Raw genomic sequence first — 14,229 nt, 5'->3', positions numbered from 1 at the left:
CGCGATCGGGGCCTATATCGCGAACATGAACAGACGCGCCCTCCTCCTCTCCGCCCTCGCCCTTCTCGCCGCGCCCGCCGCCGCGCAGGATGCGCGGGAACTGGCGCGGATTTCCGCCTATCTCAATTCGGTCTCCACCCTTACGGGCGATTTCGTGCAGATCGACCCGGACGGGATCCTCTCCGAAGGGCGGTTCCTGATGAGCCGGCCCGGGCGCATCCGCTTCGAATACAACGAGCCGAATCCGGCGCTGGTGATTGCGGACGGCACCTGGGTCGGCATCGTCGACAAGCGCTATGACAGCGTGGACCGCTATCCGCTTTCCGAGACGCCGCTGAACCTGATCCTGAAGCGCGACGTCGATCTCGGCGCCGAGGGGGCGGTTGCGGGGATCGAGGTGGCGGACGGGCAGATGCGCGTTCGCGCGCTCGACCCGGACCATCCGGAGCGGGGCTCGATCACGATGATCTTCACGCAGAACCCGCTCGAACTCCGGCAATGGATCATCGACGACGCGCAGGGCGGGGCGACGACGGTTGCGCTTTCCGACATGCGCTCGGGCGTCGAGATCGCGCCGAAGGAATTCGTCATCCCCGAACGCTCCGCCGGGACGGGGCGGACGCTGCGCTGAGGCTCAGCGCCCGCGAAAGACGGGCGGCCGCTTCTCCCGCACGGCGGCGAGGCCTTCCCTGAGATCGTCCGAGCGCCAGCAGGCGGCGATCCGCGCGGCGGCCTCTGGCGCGCGGCCGGCGCCGATCTCCGCCAGCGTGGCCTTCATCCCGTCCACCGCCAGCGGCGCGCCGGCGCGGATGTCGGCGAGGAGGGCGGCGAGCGCCTCTTCGAGCGCCGCGGGCTCCGCCAGACGGTCGAAATAGCCGCAGGCGACGAGCGCGGCCTCGTCCATCGTCTCGGCGAGAAGATAGATGCGCTTGGCGGCCTGGAGGCCGAGGCGGGCGGCGGCGCGGGCGAGGCCCTCCGCCTCGTAATGGATGCCGATGCGCGCCGCCGGCACGGCGAGGTCCACGCCCCGCGCGCCGACGCGGAAATCGCAGGCGAGGGTCAGCTCCGCGGCGCCGCCCCTCACCTTCCCGGAGATGCGCGCCACGGTCGGCCGCGGGAAGGATTCGAGCTTGTCGGCGAGAGCGGTGAGGGGGTTCTCGTCCCAAGCCCCGTCCCCCGACACGTCGGACAGATCGACGCCGCCGGAAAAGACGCGGTCCCCGGAGGCCGCGAGCACGAGCGCGCGGAGGCCGGGGCGGGCCGCCGCCTGGTCCAGCATCGCGGACATCGCGGCGAGATCGGCGATGGCGAGGGCGTTCCGCTTTGCGGGGTTGTCGATCAGGATCGTCGCCACGTCTTGGGAGAAGGTCAGCGTCAGCGCTTGCATCGGATCAGACCTCGAACGTGGCGAAGACGGGCGCATGGTCCGAGGGCTGCTCCCAGCCCCGCGCCGCGCGGAGGATGCGGGAGCCGCCGGCGCCGGGCGCCGGGGCGATATCCGCCGTCGCCCAGACGTGATCGAGCCTTCGCCCCTTGTCCGCCCCGTCCCAGTCCGGCGAGCGGTAGGACCACCAGGAATAGACGAGCCCCTCCGGCAAGTCGCGCCGCGTCACGTCCTCCCAGCCGCCGGCGGCGCGCGCCGCCTCGAACGCCCCGACCTCGACCGGCGTGTGGCTCACCACCTTCAGGAGCTGCTTGTGGGACCAGACGTCATCTTCCCGCGGGGCGATGTTGAGGTCGCCGACGAGGATCGCGGGGCCGCGGCGCTTCTCGCCCCAGCGGGCGACATCCTCCACGAAGCGGAGCTTGTGGGCGAATTTCTCGTTCGCCTCCGGGTCAGGCACGTCTCCGCCCGCGGGAAGGTAGACATTGTGGATCTCGACGCCGGACTTCGTGCGCCCGGCGACATGGCGGGCGTCGCCCTTGCCGCCGAAATCCTCGTGCGCGACCGGGTCGAGCGGGATGCGGGAGAGGATCATCACGCCGTTGTAGCCCTTGTCGCCGCGGGCGAGGACATGGGCGTAGCCGAGGGCGGCGAAGCCTTCGAGCGGGAGTTTCTCCACCAGGCTCTTCGTCTCCTGGAGGCAGAGCACGTCCGGCGCCTCCTCCCGCAGGAGGCGGAGGACGAGCGGCTCCCGCAGGCGAACGGAATTGATGTTCCAGGTGCAGATCGTGACAGGCATCGGCGCTCCCTTCCTCGGCGACGGGACCATGGCGGGGCCGACGGGGAATGCCAAGGGCCGCCGGAGCGCTATCCTCCCCGTCAGGCCCACAAGAGGAGAGACCGATGAGACGCGCCCTTGCCATCCCCGCCCTGTTCCTCCTCGCCGGCGCCGCCGCCGCGGAAGAGGTCGACCTCGAACTCGCGCTGCTGGCGGATGCGACCGGCTCCATCGACATGGACGAGATCATGTTCCAGCGGCGCGGCTACGCCGAGGCGATCACCAGCCCCGAGGTGCTTTCCGCCATAGGCTCCGGCCTCCTCGGCCGCATCGCCGTCACCTATGTCGAATGGGCGGATGCGGGGAGCCAGCAGGTCGTCGCCGGGTGGACGACGATCGGGACAGCGGAGGAGGCCGAGGCGTTCGCCGCGCGGCTCATGGCCGAGCCGCGACTCGCCTTCGGGCGGAACGCGATCGGCGCGGCGCTGCTTTTTGGCAAGCGCACGATCGAGGAGAACGAATACGAGGGGCTGCGCCGCGTCATCGACCTCTCCGCCGACAGCGCGAACAACTGGAGCGGGCCCGGGATCGAGGAGGCGCGGGACGAGGTGGTGGCCGCGGGGATCACGATCAACGGCCTCGCCGTGCTCTGCCGCATCTGCTCCGGCCGGCCTGTCGACTACGACCTGGAGCAGGCCTTTGCGGAGCGGATCGTCGGCGGCCCCGGCGCCTTCGTGGTGACGGCGGACGGGGACCGCGCCTTCGCGGAGGCGGTGCGGCGGAAGCTGATCCTGGAGATTGCGGGGCGCTCCCCGGAAACGGAGCTTGCGGCGCGCTGAGAAAGAAAGCGCCCGGCGAGAGGGGGGCCGCCGGGCGCTCGCCTTTTTCAAGGCTTCCGGCGCCGAGGGTTCAGGCCGGATGGCGGGCGGCTCGGTTCAATCCGTCCGCCCTCCTTTCCATCAGGTGGTGAGGGGGGCCCCGGCCTGCAAGCCCCGGCGGCTCACGCTTTCGTCACGAAGAAAGGCGGTATCCGCCACTCTCCGTCACGAGCAGGCGCGCCGCCGACGGGTCGGGCTCGATCTTCTGGCGGAGGCGGTAGATATGCGTCTCCAGCGTGTGCGTCGTGACGCCGGCATTGTAGCCCCAGACCTCGTGCAGCAGCACGTCCCGCGCCACAACCTGATCGGAGGCGCGGTAGAGGAACTTGAGGATGTTCGTCTCCTTCTCCGTCAGGCGGATCTTCTTCCCGTCCTCGTCGGTCAGCATCTTCACCGCCGGGCGGAAGGTGTAGGGCCCGATGGTGAAGACGGCGTCCTCCGACTGCTCGTGCTGGCGGAGCTGCGCCCGGATGCGGGCGAGGAGGACCGGGAACTTGAAGGGCTTGGTGATGTAGTCGTTCGCCCCGGCGTCGAGCCCGAGGATCGTGTCGCTGTCGCTGTCATGGCCCGTGAGCATGATGATCGGGCAGCGGACGCCGCCCTTGCGCATCAGGCGACAGACCTCCCGCCCGTCCATGTCCGGCAGACCGACATCGAGGATCACAAGGTCGTGGAGCTGCCCCTTGGCGCGGGCGATTCCATGGGCTCCCGTCTCCGCCTCGAACACGTCGAATTCCTCGGTGAGCACGAGCTGGTCGGCCAGCGCCTCCCTGAGATCGGGGTCGTCGTCGACGAGAAGGATCTTTTTCAGCGCGGTCATGACGCGTATTCCCTTGTGGCGCTTCCCCCTTGAATCGGGGAGGCGGAGCCCATCTTCAAGCCCGGCGCGCAGATATCACGCGGGCGTGGCCTGAGGCGAGCCATTGTGTCATCGCGCCCCCGCCATGATATAGGATCGGGGCGCAGAGGAGCGAACCCGTCATGAAGATGCTGTCCGCCGAAGAGATTGTCGCCCGCGCTCGCGGCGACCTGAGACTCGGCGCGCCGGTGATCGTCATCGACGGCGAGGCGGCGGCGGCGGTCGTCGCGGCGGAGGCGCTGCGGGCGGGGCGGCTGGCGGACATGCGGGCGCTCGGCCCGCTCGACCTTGCGGTGACGCAGCGGCGGGCGGAGATCCTGAAGTCGCGCGCCTATGACGGGGACATGGCGCGGATCGCCCTGCCCGAGTCCTTCGGATTGAGGGAGATCCTCGCCGCGGCTGACCCGGCGCTGGCGCTTTCCGCGCCGATGGCGGGGCCGTTCATCGCCCGGCGCGAGGGCGGGGCCGCGGCGCAGCGGATGGCGCTGAAGCTCGCGAAATCGGCGCGCCTCCTGCCCGCTGTGGTGGCCGCGCCGATGGCGGCGACGGCGGCGCGTCGGCTCGCGGCGGAGGCCGGACTCACCATTGTCGAGGCGGCGATGATGGGGCCGGCGGAGGCGGCGGGCATCGACCTTGCGCTCGTCTCCTCGGCGCGGGTTCCGCTCTCCTACGCCGAGGATGCGCGCGTCCTCGTCTGGCGACCGGCGAGCGGGGAGGAGGAGCACTACGCGATCGAGATCGGCGCGCCGGACCGGGCGAAGCCGGTTCTGGCGCGGCTGCATTCGGCCTGCTTCACCGGGGACCTGATCGGCTCGCTCAAGTGCGATTGCGGGCCGCAGCTTCGCGCCGCGCTGACCCAGATCGGGGCGGAGGGCGCGGGCGTGCTGCTCTATCTCAACCAGGAAGGGCGGGGCATTGGCCTCGCCAACAAGATGCGCGCCTACTTCCTGCAGGACGAGGGCTTCGACACGGTGGAGGCGAACCATCGGCTCGGCTTCGAGGATGACGAGCGGGATTTCCGGCTGGGCACGGAGATGTTGAAGCGGATGGGCTTCGCCGGCGTCCGGCTGATGACGAACAACCCCGGCAAGGTCGCGGCGATGGAGGCGGCGGGGCTGGCCGTGGCGGAACGTGTTCCGCTGATCGTCGGCCATACGGCGCACAACGTCGAATATCTCGCGACAAAGGCGCGCAAGAGCGGCCATCTGCTGTGAGGCTGCGGCCGGGCGACCTTTTGGTCGGGCGGTGGGGCGCGCGGTTCCTCGGGCGGACCTTCCCTGTCTCGCTGGGGCGTTCCGGCGTGACGGATGCGAAGCGGGAGGGGGACGGGGCGACGCCTGCGGGCGCCCATCGCATCGTCGGCGGCATGTGGCGGGCGGACCGGATGCGCCGGCCCCCCGGCGCGCCGCTGCTCATGGCGGGGCCGCGCGACATCTGGTCCGACGATCCGGCGGACCCGGCCTATAACCGGCTTTCACGGCGGGGCGCGGCCGGTTTCGGCCATGAACGGATGCGGCGGGGCGACGGGCTCTATGACCTCGTGCTCTTCACCGACTGGAATGCGGAGGGGCGGCCGGGCGGCGGTTCCGCGATCTTCGTGCATTGCTGGCGGGGCCCGAGGCGGCCGACGGCGGGTTGCGTCGCCTTCCGCAGGGCGGATCTCCTCTGGATCCGGGCGCGCTGGGGGCGGCGGAGCCGGGTGATCGTTCAGTTGTAGGCGCGTTCGCCGAAGATCGCGGAGCCGACGCGCACAAGGGTCGCGCCGAGGCGCACGGCGGTCTCGTAATCCGCGCTCATGCCCATCGAGAGCTCCGTAAGCCCGTTCCGCTCCGCGATCTTCGCGAGGAGCGCGAAGTGCAGCGCCGGCTCCTCCTCCGCCGGGGGGATGGCCATGAGGCCGGCGACGGGAAGGTCCATCGCCCGGCATCGCGCGATGAAGGCGTCCGCCTCCCCCGGCGCGACGCCGGCCTTCTGCGGCTCCTCGCCGGTGTTCACCTGGACGAAGAGCTGCGGGCAGGCGCCCCTGCCCTGGACCGCGGCGGCGAGTTTCTCGGCCAGCGCGGGACGGTCCAGCGACTGGATCGCGTCGAACAGTTCGAGCGCGGGTTTGATCTTGTTGGTCTGGAGCGGGCCGAGGAGGTGAAGCTCGACGCCGGGGAAGCGTTCCCGAAGGGCGGGCCATTTCCCCGCCGCCTCCTGCACCCGGTTCTCCCCGAAAAGGCGATGGCCGGCCGCAAGCACCGCCTCCACCCTTTCGAGCGGCTGGACCTTGGACACGGCGACGAGGCGCGCCGCGCCCTTCGGGCGGCCCGCCTCTGCGAGCGCGGCGTCGATGCGGGACTGGACTTCGGAGAAGCTCATGCGGCGGAGCCTAGGTCGGCGGCGCGGAAAACGGAAGGGGCGGGCGCGCGGCCCGCCCCCCGGTTTCAGAACATGAGGGTCAGGTAGGCGAGGCCGCCGAAATCGGAGCCGGCGACAGTGTCGTCGTCCGCATATTCGACACCGACGGTCATCTGCACGCCGGGCGCGGCGCTGTAGGTGACCCAGGCCGAACCAATCTCGTTTCCGAGCTGGTCGGAGTTCGAGTAGCCGCCGCCGATGGCCCAGGGGCCGGTCTCGTACTGGAGGCCGATGCCGAACTCGTCATCCGCGAAATCGTCCTCGTAGAAGCCGGCGAGGGTGACGCCAGCGAAACCGACATAGCCGGCGGCGCCGATCTGCTCGCCCGCGACGCCTTCCTGATCGGTGTAGTGGCCTCCGAGGCCGAAGGAGACCTCGCTGAACTCGCCCGCATAGGTCGCGGCGAGGGACCAGACCTCGTCATTCGCGCTGAAGGCCGGGTTGTTGGTGTCCGCCGCGCCGTCCGTATTCGCGCTCGGGATGTAGGAGCCGTGAGCCTGGAAGCCGAAGAAGTCCGGCGACGAATAGTGCAGGCCGATGGAGTCGGTCGCGAAGCCCATGAAGGCCGCTTCGTTCACGAGCGCCTCGCTGGTGAGCGCGAAGGCGTCTGCGTAGCCGATGCGGCCGCCCGGCGAGAAGACGATGCCGAGGGCGCCGACCTGCTCGTAGCCGACCGATGCGTCGGAGCCGATCGTCAGCGCGCCGAACGGGCCGATGACGCGGCCCCAGTTCTCGTCGATCTGGTCGTTTGACGTGAAGGCCTCCACCTCGATCCGTGCGGCAAAGACGAGGCCGTTATCCGCGGCGAGACGGCCGTTCACATGGAACTCGCCGTCACGGAGGACGCCGAGCCCGTCCTGCGCGCCGGAATCGGTCACGCCGACGCCGAGGAAGTAGTATCCGGAGATTCCCGTCTCCCATTCCGCCGCCGAAGCGGCGCACGCCAACCCTGCGGCGCAGAGCGCCGACGTCGCGAAGAGCGCTGTCTTCATGTTGTCCTCGACCTGAAAGGAACGCCGCTCCGCCAAATTCCGGCGGCGTCAGCGTGAGATTCCCTCAGGAATGGTGCGATGCAACAGGAATATCGCGAAAATGAAGCGTGCGCGCCGCGAAGCCTGGTATCCCGGCGTCTTGCGACGCCACTGACAAAAAACAAGGCGCCGTGCGAAGGCCAAAGAAATTCGGCGGCGCAAAGAAAAAGGGCGGGCCGAAGCCCGCCCTTTCCCCGAATGATCCGAAGATCAGAAGCGCAGCGTCATGAACGCAAGGCCGCCGAAGTCGGAGTTGTTCGTGGTGTCGTCGTCGGCGTACTCGAGGCCCGCCGTGAAGAGGACGCCCGGAGCCGCCGTGTAGGTGACCCAGCCGGCGACGACGTCGTTGTTCGTCGCGCCGGAGTCGCCATGGCCCCAGCCGCCGCCGACCGTCCACGGGCCGGTCGCGTACTGCGCGCCGATGCCGAACTCGTCACCGCCGAAATCGTCCTCGTAGAAGCCGGCCAGGGTGAAGCCCTGGAAGCCGACGTTCGCCGCGAAGGAGATCTGCTCGCCCGCAACGCCCTCGATGTCGGTGTAGCCCGCGCCGAGGCCGAGCGAGAAGTCGCCGAAGTCGCCCGTGTAGGACGCGCCGACGTTCCAGATCTCGCCGCCGTTGTCGAAGACCGGGTTGTTGGTGTCGGCGGCGCCGTCCGTCGCGTTGGACGGGTGGTAGCCAGCGAACGCCTTGAAGCCCATGAAGTCCGGCGTGGTGTAGTGCAGGCCGATCTGGTCGGACGCGGTGCCCGGGAACGGCGAGAAGCCGACGCCGGCGGCGGTCGTCAGCGCGAAGCTGTCCGCGTAGCCGATGCGGGCGCCCGGCGCGTAGATGATGCCGATGCCGGAGAGGTTCTCGTAAACGACGGTGTCGTTCGAACCGATCATCAGCGTACCGAAGGAGCCGGAGACGGAGCCCCAGTTCTCGTCGATCTGGTCGCCGGAGGTGAACGCCTCGACCTCGATGCGGGCGCGGAACGTCAGGCCATTGTCCGCCGTCAGGCGGCCATTGACGTGAAACTCGCCGTCACGAAGGACGCCGATGCCGTCCTGCGCGCCGGAGTCGGTCACGCCGACGCCGAGGAAGTAGTAGCCGGAGACGCCGGTTTCCCACTCGGCGGCGGAGGCGGAGGTCACGAAGCCGGCCGCGACGAGCGCCGACGTCGCAAGGAGAACTTTCTTCATCTTGTCCCTCACAGTTTGAAGGCGCTTTGCCGCGCCCGTTGAGTGATGCCGGTTTCCCGCAGCGGCCCGTCGGGGTCAAGCAACAAAGACGCGGGGAGCCGTCGCATGCCCGGCGCTGTGTTTTTCCCGCAACAGATCGTGGTCGGCGCCGCCTTTACTCGGTGCGCGCGGCGGACTAGAGAGTGATAGTTGATATCGCGATCTGAAACTCTGGGGAGCGAAGCATGTCGCATCTGAGGATCGGCGCAGCGTTCGCCGCGGCAATCGCGCTCGCGGGCTGTGGCGGAACCGTTACGGCGCCTAAGGAAGATGCGCGGAACTCTGGCGGCGGCGCCGCAGGGAACTACGAGAATTCCCGCGTCACCGACATGATCGATCTTGGTGCGGGCGGCGGCGGCGGCGGCGGGCTGACGCCCGTGAACCGCCATCTCTGGCGCGCCTCGCTCGACACCCTCTCCTACCTCCCGCTGGCCTCGACCGACCCTTTCACCGGCGTGATCGCGACGGACTGGGCCGCCTCGCCCGATGCGCCGAACGAGCGCTTCAAGGTCACCGCCTTTGTGCGGAGCCCGGAACTGACGGCGCAGGCGCTGCAGGTCGCCGTCTATCGCGAGGTGCGGGACGAGGCCGGGGCCTGGGTGACGGCGCCGGTCGCCGGCGCCACGGCGCGCCAGCTCGAGGATGCGATCCTGCTGCGCGCGCGGCAGCTCAAGCTCGGCGAGCGCCAGGCGGGCTGAGGCGCGTCGCGGCGGGCGTTGAAAGCGCCGCGCCGCTCGCCTATCAGGGCGTCTCCGCAGCCGGAGACGCAAGAGATGCCGAACGACGCCGCCAGCGCGCCCGTGACGGGGCGATACGATCCGCAGGCCGTGGAGGCCAAGTGGCGCGCGCTCTGGGACGAGCGGCGCGTGTTCGAGGCGAAGCTCGACCCTTCGAAGCCGAAATACTACGTGCTGGAGATGTTTCCCTATCCTTCGGGGCGCATCCATATCGGCCATGTGCGCAACTATGCGATGGGCGATCTCGTCGCCCGCTATCGGCGCGCGCGGGGTTATAACGTGCTCCATCCGATGGGGTGGGACGCGTTCGGCCTGCCGGCGGAGAACGCGGCCGTGGAGCGCGGCGTCCATCCGGCGAAATGGACCTACGAGAACATCGCCGCGATGCGCGCGCAGCTGAAGACGATGGGCCTCAGCCTCGACTGGAGCCGCGAATTCGCCACCTGCGACCCCGAATATTACGCGCAGCAGCAGCGGCTCTTCATCGACATGATGGCGGCCGGGCTCGTCTACCAGAAATCCGCTATGGTGAACTGGGACCCGGTGGACGGGACGGTTCTGGCCAACGAGCAGGTGATCGACGGCAAGGGCTGGCGCTCCGGCGCGCCGGTGGAGCGGCGGGAGCTGAAGCAGTGGTTCTGCCGCATCACCGCGATGGCGGACGAGCTGCTTTCGGCGATCGACGGGCTGGAGGGCTGGCCCGAAAAGGTCCGCACGATGCAGCGGAACTGGATCGGACGTTCGACCGGCATGACGATCCGGTTCGATCTCGCGCCCAACGATCTGACGGCGGAGACGGGGTTCGACGTCTTCACCACGCGGCATGATACGCTCTTCGGCGCGAGCTTCTGCGCGCTCTCCATCGACCATCCGCTCGTCAAGGGGCTGGAGGGGAAGGTTGCGGGCCTCGCCGAATTTGCGACGGAGTGCCGGAGCGTCGGCACCTCGGAGGCGGCGATAGAACAGGCCGAGAAGCGGGGCTTCGACACCGGCCTCCGCGTCCGCCATCCGTTCGACCCGGAGCGGCTGCTGCCGGTCCATGCGGCGAATTTCGTGCTGATGGAATACGGCGCCGGCGCGATCTTCGGCTGCCCGGCGCATGACCAGCGCGACCTCGACTTCGCGCGGAAATACGGGCTTCCCGTGCTCCCCGTCGTCTGCCCGGAGGGCGCGGCTCCCGAGGCGTTCGAGATCGGGGCCGAGGCCTATACCGGGCCGGGCCGGATCGTGAATTCCGCCTTCCTCGACGGGATGAGCGTGCCGGAGGCGAAGGCCGAGGTCGCGAAGCGGCTCGCGGCCTTGGGCAAGGGCGAGGAGCGGGTCAACTATCGCCTGCGCGACTGGGGCTTCTCCCGCCAGCGCTACTGGGGCTGCCCGATCCCCGTGATCCATTGCGAGGCCTGCGGGCCCGTTCCGGTTCCGGCGGCGGACCTGCCGGTGCGGCTGCCGGATGACGTGACCTTCGACGCCCCCGGCAACCCGCTCGACCGGCATCCGACGTGGAAGCATGCGCCTTGCCCCGCCTGCGGCGCGCCCGCGCGGCGGGAGACGGACACGATGGACACCTTCGCGGACAGTTCCTGGTATTTCGCGCGCTTCACCGCGCCGGATTGCCCGGAGCCGACCGATGCGGCGGCCGTCGGCTACTGGATGAACGTGGACCAGTATATCGGAGGCGTGGAGCATGCGATCCTCCACCTGCTCTATTCGCGGTTCTGGGCGCGGGCGATGAAGATCACCGGCTGGCTGCCGGAGAGCGCCTCGGAGCCCTTCAACGCGCTCTTCACACAAGGCATGGTCTGCCACGAGACCTATCGGGCGGACGGGAAATGGCTCTCCCCGGAGGAGATCGCGCCGGCGCCGGGGGGCGGCTATGCCTCCAGGGCGACTGGTTCGGCGGTGGAGGTCGGCCCCTCGATCAAGATGTCCAAGTCCAAGAAGAACGTGGTGGACCCGGAGGACATCATCGCGCGCTACGGCGCGGACACGGCGCGCTGGTTCATGCTCTCCGACAGCCCGCCGGAGCGGGACGTGGAATGGACGACTTCCGGCGCGGAGGCGGCGGCGCGCTTCCTCCAGCGGCTCTGGCGGATGGCGGACAATGCGGCGCCGGGCCTGCCCCCGCCGGGCGCGCCCGCTCCGGCGGAGATCGGGCCGGAGGCGACGGCGCTGCGGCGCGAGACGCATCGCGCCATCGCGGGCGTGACGCAGGATGTCGAGGCCTTCGGCTTCAACCGCGCGGTCGCCCGCATCTACGAGCTCGCCAACGCCGCCGGGAAGGGGGCGGGCGAGGGCCCGGGCGCCGCCTTCGCGCTCCGCGAGGCTCTTGAGGCCCTCGCACGGCTTTCCGCGCCGATGGTTCCGCATCTGGCGGAGGAAGTCTGGGCGCGGCTCGGCCATGAGACGATACTGGCGGAAAGCCCATGGCCGGACGCCGACCCTGAGCTTCTCAAGGTGGAGGAGATCGTGCTCCCTGTGCAGGTCAACGGCAAGCGGCGGGGGGAGATCCGCGTCGCGCCCGGAACCGGAGCGGCCGAGATCGAGGCGGCGGCGCTGGCGGATGACGCGGTGGCCCGCTTCCTCGACGGGGCGACGCCGCGGAAGGTCATCGTCGTGCCCGGGCGGATCGTCAATGTCGTGCTCTGAGGCCGGGATCGGGCGGCGCGCGGCGCTTGCGCTCCTCCTCGGCGCGCTGGCGGGCTGCGGCTTCCGGCCCGTCCACGGGCGGAACGACGGGCCGACGCCCTTCGGCCCCGTCGCATTGCGGGAGGCCGACGGGCCGGAGGACTTCGCGTTTCGCGAACGGATGCGCCGCCGCGTCGGGCATGAGCCGGAGGGCGCGCGGCTCGATTTCGCGCTCCGGTTCGACCCGCAGGGCGTCGCCGTCACGCGGCAGGCGGACATCACGCGCTACCGGCTCCGGGGCGAGGCGGATTTCCGGCTGACGGATCCGGGCGGCGCCGTGCTGGCGGAAGGCTCCGTCGCGGCGACGGGCGGCTACGACGCCGGCGCAGGCTCCTTCGCCGTCCGCGCCGCCGAGCGGCGGGAGCGGGAGCGGCTTTCGGAGGAGCTGGCGGAGCTGGTCGCCGTCCGGCTCCTGAGCGGCGCTGCGCGCGCGGGCTCATGAAGCTTTCGGGGCCCGCCGCCGCCCGCTTTCCCTCGGCGCCGGACAAGGCCCTTGCCGGCGCGCTGATCTACGGGGAGGACGGCGCCGAGGTCTCGGCGCGCCGGGACAGGCTGCGCGACGCGATCCTCGGCGGCGCGGCGGATGCCGATCTCCTGCTGACGCGGCTCGACGCCGGGGAGGTCCGTCGCGAACCGGCGCTGATCCTCGACGCGATGAAGGCGCGCGGCTTCTTTTCCGGGCGGCAGGTCGTGACGCTCGACAACGCGACGGACGGGCTGGCGGGGGCGATCGAGGCGGCGCTGGGCGAAGCGGGGCCGGAGGACGCCTTTCTCGTCGTCACGGCCGGCGCGCTGCAGAAGCGCTCGAAGCTCCGCGCCGTGTTCGAGGCCGCGCGGAACGCCGCTGCGGCCCCGGTCTATTCCGATGCGGGCGGGCCGGAGGCGCTTCGTCTGATGATGGATGAACAGGGGCTGGAACGGGCGGAGGATGGCGCGATGGCGCTGCTCCAGACCTGTGCGGCGGGCATGGATTCCGGCACGATGCGGGATTTCCTCCGCCGCCTCGCGCTCTACCGGCTCGACGAACCCGGCCCGCTCCGCGAGGCGGACGTGCGCGCCTGCGCGCCGGACGCGCTCTCCGCCGATATCGACGCGCTTCTGGACAGCGTGCTGCTCGGGGCCGCCGAACGGCTCAGCCCGGCGCTCAGGCGGATCGAGACGCAGGGCGAAGGGGCCGTGGCCGTCGTGCTGGCGGCGCAGCGGCGCTTCGCCGATCTCCATGCGCGGACGACCGGCGGGGGGGGAAGGCCGCTTTTCGGCGCGGCGAAGGACATGATGGACCGCGCGCTCCGCCGCTGGGGGCAGGCGGAGGCGGAGGCGGCGCTCCGCCATCTCTTCGAGACCGATCTCGCGCTCCGCGGCCCGGCCGGCGCGGCGCCCTTCGCGCTGCTGGAGCGTGCGCTGATGCGGCTCGCGCTCCTCCCGAGGCCGCGATAGCGCGGCGCGTTCAGGCCTCTCCTTCCGCGAGGAAGGCGTTCGCAGCGTCCACGAATTCGCGCGGCCGGTCCACATGCAGCCAGTGGCCGGCGCCCTCCAGCGCCGTGAAGCGCGCCGCGGGAAAGCGGGCGAGGATGCGCCCCCGGTGCTCGGGCAGGACATAGCGGGAGGCGCCGCCGGTGAGCATCAGGACGGGCCCTTCATAGCGGCCCCCAAGCTCGGGATAGCTGACGATCCTTGGCATCTCCGCCTCAAGCGCGTCGAGATTGTGGGACCAGCGCGGCTCCTCCCCGAGGACGGCGCCATGGGCGAGGAATGCGCGCGTCGCCGCGCTGTCGATCCGGGGGGCGAGCGCGGCCTCCACTTCGGAGCGGCGCTGGAGCGTCGAAAGGTCCACCGCCCGCATCGCCCGGATTTCGGGCAGAAGGTCGTGCGAATAGGCGACGGGCGCAATGTCCGCCACGATCAGCCGCTCGATCAGGTCGGGTCTGGTCTCCGCCAGAACCATCGCCGCCTTGCCGCCCATCGAATGGCCGAGCACCGCGGCGCGCCCGCCGATCCGGCCGATGAGGCGCGCGAGATCCTCCGCCATCGCCTCGTAATCGTGCCGCGGCTCCCACGGACTCTCCCCGTGGTTCCGGAGGTCGACGGCGAGGACGCGCCGCCCCGGGCCGAGCCGCTTCGCATGGGCGCGCCAGTTCTTCGCGGCGCCGAATATCCCGTGGAGGACGAGGAGGGGCGCGCGCGTCGCGCCGGGGGCGGGATGGTCGATGAAGGCGAGTCGGGTCATCCCGTTTCTCCGGAAAGTTGGCGGCGCGC

At 70.5% G+C, this 14,229-nt stretch carries 15 protein-coding genes; 8 read left to right on the top strand and 7 right to left on the bottom strand.

Annotated elements, in window-relative coordinates:
• Positions 1-25 precede the first annotated feature (25 nt).
• Positions 26-631, top strand: a complete 606-nt coding sequence (locus tag ACE37J_RS04690; protein ID WP_409707776.1) for a LolA family protein — start codon at positions 26-28, stop codon at positions 629-631.
• A 3-nt stretch (positions 632-634) separates the two neighbouring features.
• On the opposite strand, the gene ACE37J_RS04685 is transcribed toward ACE37J_RS04690, so the two are convergent.
• Together ACE37J_RS04685 and ACE37J_RS04680 are read right to left on the bottom strand one after the other, a co-directional pair.
• The gene (locus ACE37J_RS04685; protein ID WP_409707772.1) at positions 635-1,387 is read right to left on the bottom strand and encodes an enoyl-CoA hydratase/isomerase family protein; all 753 of its coding nucleotides are present in this window, start codon (positions 1,385-1,387) and stop codon (positions 635-637) included.
• A gap of 4 nt (positions 1,388-1,391) precedes the next feature.
• Positions 1,392-2,183: an exodeoxyribonuclease III gene (locus ACE37J_RS04680; RefSeq protein WP_409707768.1), complete on the bottom strand. Its 792-nt coding sequence runs from the start codon at positions 2,181-2,183 to the stop codon at positions 1,392-1,394.
• Between the two features lie 104 nt (positions 2,184-2,287).
• Between ACE37J_RS04680 and ACE37J_RS04675 the strand changes: the two genes are divergently transcribed.
• On the top strand, positions 2,288-3,001 hold the full coding sequence (locus tag ACE37J_RS04675) for a DUF1194 domain-containing protein (protein ID WP_409707765.1): 714 nt from the start codon (positions 2,288-2,290) through the stop codon (positions 2,999-3,001).
• Between the two features lie 172 nt (positions 3,002-3,173).
• Here ACE37J_RS04675 and ACE37J_RS04670 read toward each other — a convergent pair whose 3' ends face one another.
• Entirely contained in the window at positions 3,174-3,860 is a 687-nt protein-coding gene (locus ACE37J_RS04670; protein WP_409707762.1) for a response regulator transcription factor, read from the bottom strand.
• A 161-nt stretch (positions 3,861-4,021) separates the two neighbouring features.
• On the opposite strand from ACE37J_RS04670, the gene ribA reads away from it, so the two are divergent.
• Positions 4,022-5,113, top strand: coding sequence for a GTP cyclohydrolase II (gene ribA, locus ACE37J_RS04665; RefSeq protein ID WP_409707759.1), 1,092 nt, complete (start codon positions 4,022-4,024; stop codon positions 5,111-5,113).
• Between the two features lie 2 nt (positions 5,114-5,115).
• On the top strand, positions 5,116-5,616 hold the full coding sequence (locus tag ACE37J_RS04660; protein WP_409708006.1) for a L,D-transpeptidase: 501 nt from the start codon (positions 5,116-5,118) through the stop codon (positions 5,614-5,616).
• On the opposite strand, the gene ACE37J_RS04655 is transcribed toward ACE37J_RS04660, so the two are convergent.
• The 3 genes from ACE37J_RS04655 to ACE37J_RS04645 form a co-directional block, all read right to left on the bottom strand.
• Positions 5,607-6,260, bottom strand: coding sequence for a YggS family pyridoxal phosphate-dependent enzyme (locus ACE37J_RS04655; protein WP_409707756.1), 654 nt, complete (start codon positions 6,258-6,260; stop codon positions 5,607-5,609). The two genes, ACE37J_RS04660 and ACE37J_RS04655, sit on opposite strands and share 10 nt — an antisense overlap.
• Positions 6,261-6,325: 65 nt before the next feature.
• Entirely contained in the window at positions 6,326-7,291 is a 966-nt protein-coding gene (locus ACE37J_RS04650) for a porin (protein WP_409707753.1), read from the bottom strand.
• A 249-nt stretch (positions 7,292-7,540) separates the two neighbouring features.
• Complete coding sequence (locus ACE37J_RS04645; RefSeq protein ID WP_409707750.1) at positions 7,541-8,512, bottom strand: porin; 972 nt, start codon at positions 8,510-8,512, stop codon at positions 7,541-7,543.
• A gap of 224 nt (positions 8,513-8,736) precedes the next feature.
• On the opposite strand from ACE37J_RS04645, the gene ACE37J_RS04640 reads away from it, so the two are divergent.
• The 4 genes from ACE37J_RS04640 (at position 8,737) to holA (ending at position 13,410) form a co-directional block, all read left to right on the top strand.
• Positions 8,737-9,249: a DUF3576 domain-containing protein gene (locus tag ACE37J_RS04640; RefSeq protein ID WP_409707747.1), complete on the top strand. Its 513-nt coding sequence runs from the start codon at positions 8,737-8,739 to the stop codon at positions 9,247-9,249.
• Between the two features lie 75 nt (positions 9,250-9,324).
• Positions 9,325-11,934: a leucine--tRNA ligase gene (gene leuS, locus ACE37J_RS04635; protein WP_409707744.1), complete on the top strand. Its 2,610-nt coding sequence runs from the start codon at positions 9,325-9,327 to the stop codon at positions 11,932-11,934.
• The gene (lptE, locus tag ACE37J_RS04630) at positions 11,921-12,415 is read left to right on the top strand and encodes an LPS assembly lipoprotein LptE (RefSeq protein WP_409707741.1); all 495 of its coding nucleotides are present in this window, start codon (positions 11,921-11,923) and stop codon (positions 12,413-12,415) included. The genes leuS and lptE overlap by 14 nt, the downstream gene beginning before the upstream one ends.
• The gene (gene holA / locus ACE37J_RS04625; protein WP_409707738.1) at positions 12,412-13,410 is read left to right on the top strand and encodes a DNA polymerase III subunit delta; all 999 of its coding nucleotides are present in this window, start codon (positions 12,412-12,414) and stop codon (positions 13,408-13,410) included. Before lptE ends, holA begins: the two co-directional genes overlap by 4 nt.
• A 10-nt stretch (positions 13,411-13,420) precedes the next feature.
• Here holA and ACE37J_RS04620 read toward each other — a convergent pair whose 3' ends face one another.
• On the bottom strand, positions 13,421-14,200 hold the full coding sequence (locus ACE37J_RS04620) for an alpha/beta fold hydrolase (protein ID WP_409707735.1): 780 nt from the start codon (positions 14,198-14,200) through the stop codon (positions 13,421-13,423).
• Between the last annotated feature and the right edge of the window lie 29 nt (positions 14,201-14,229).

This window comes from Pikeienuella sp. (assembly GCF_046290545.1).
Taxonomy (GTDB): Bacteria; Pseudomonadota; Alphaproteobacteria; order Rhodobacterales; family Rhodobacteraceae; genus Pikeienuella.
Note: the sequence above shows the minus strand (reverse complement) of the source record. Positions and strands in the feature narration are given on the sequence as shown.

What these genes read in the sequence shown, in the direction of transcription:
- ACE37J_RS04655 (WP_409707756.1), bottom strand. Translation starts at nt 6,260, where the DNA reads ATGAGCTTCTCCGAAGTCCAGTCCCGCATCGACGCCGCGCTCGCAGAG.
- ACE37J_RS04645 (WP_409707750.1), bottom strand. Translation starts at nt 8,512, where the DNA reads ATGAAGAAAGTTCTCCTTGCGACGTCGGCGCTCGTCGCGGCCGGCTTC.
- lptE (WP_409707741.1), top strand. Translation starts at nt 11,921, where the DNA reads ATGTCGTGCTCTGAGGCCGGGATCGGGCGGCGCGCGGCGCTTGCGCTC.
- ACE37J_RS04640 (WP_409707747.1), top strand. Translation starts at nt 8,737, where the DNA reads ATGTCGCATCTGAGGATCGGCGCAGCGTTCGCCGCGGCAATCGCGCTC.
- ACE37J_RS04690 (WP_409707776.1), top strand. Translation starts at nt 26, where the DNA reads ATGAACAGACGCGCCCTCCTCCTCTCCGCCCTCGCCCTTCTCGCCGCG.
- ribA (WP_409707759.1), top strand. Translation starts at nt 4,022, where the DNA reads ATGAAGATGCTGTCCGCCGAAGAGATTGTCGCCCGCGCTCGCGGCGAC.
- ACE37J_RS04670 (WP_409707762.1), bottom strand. Translation starts at nt 3,860, where the DNA reads ATGACCGCGCTGAAAAAGATCCTTCTCGTCGACGACGACCCCGATCTC.
- ACE37J_RS04675 (WP_409707765.1), top strand. Translation starts at nt 2,288, where the DNA reads ATGAGACGCGCCCTTGCCATCCCCGCCCTGTTCCTCCTCGCCGGCGCC.
- leuS (WP_409707744.1), top strand. Translation starts at nt 9,325, where the DNA reads ATGCCGAACGACGCCGCCAGCGCGCCCGTGACGGGGCGATACGATCCG.
- ACE37J_RS04650 (WP_409707753.1), bottom strand. Translation starts at nt 7,291, where the DNA reads ATGAAGACAGCGCTCTTCGCGACGTCGGCGCTCTGCGCCGCAGGGTTG.
- ACE37J_RS04685 (WP_409707772.1), bottom strand. Translation starts at nt 1,387, where the DNA reads ATGCAAGCGCTGACGCTGACCTTCTCCCAAGACGTGGCGACGATCCTG.
- ACE37J_RS04620 (WP_409707735.1), bottom strand. Translation starts at nt 14,200, where the DNA reads ATGACCCGACTCGCCTTCATCGACCATCCCGCCCCCGGCGCGACGCGC.
- holA (WP_409707738.1), top strand. Translation starts at nt 12,412, where the DNA reads ATGAAGCTTTCGGGGCCCGCCGCCGCCCGCTTTCCCTCGGCGCCGGAC.
- ACE37J_RS04680 (WP_409707768.1), bottom strand. Translation starts at nt 2,183, where the DNA reads ATGCCTGTCACGATCTGCACCTGGAACATCAATTCCGTTCGCCTGCGG.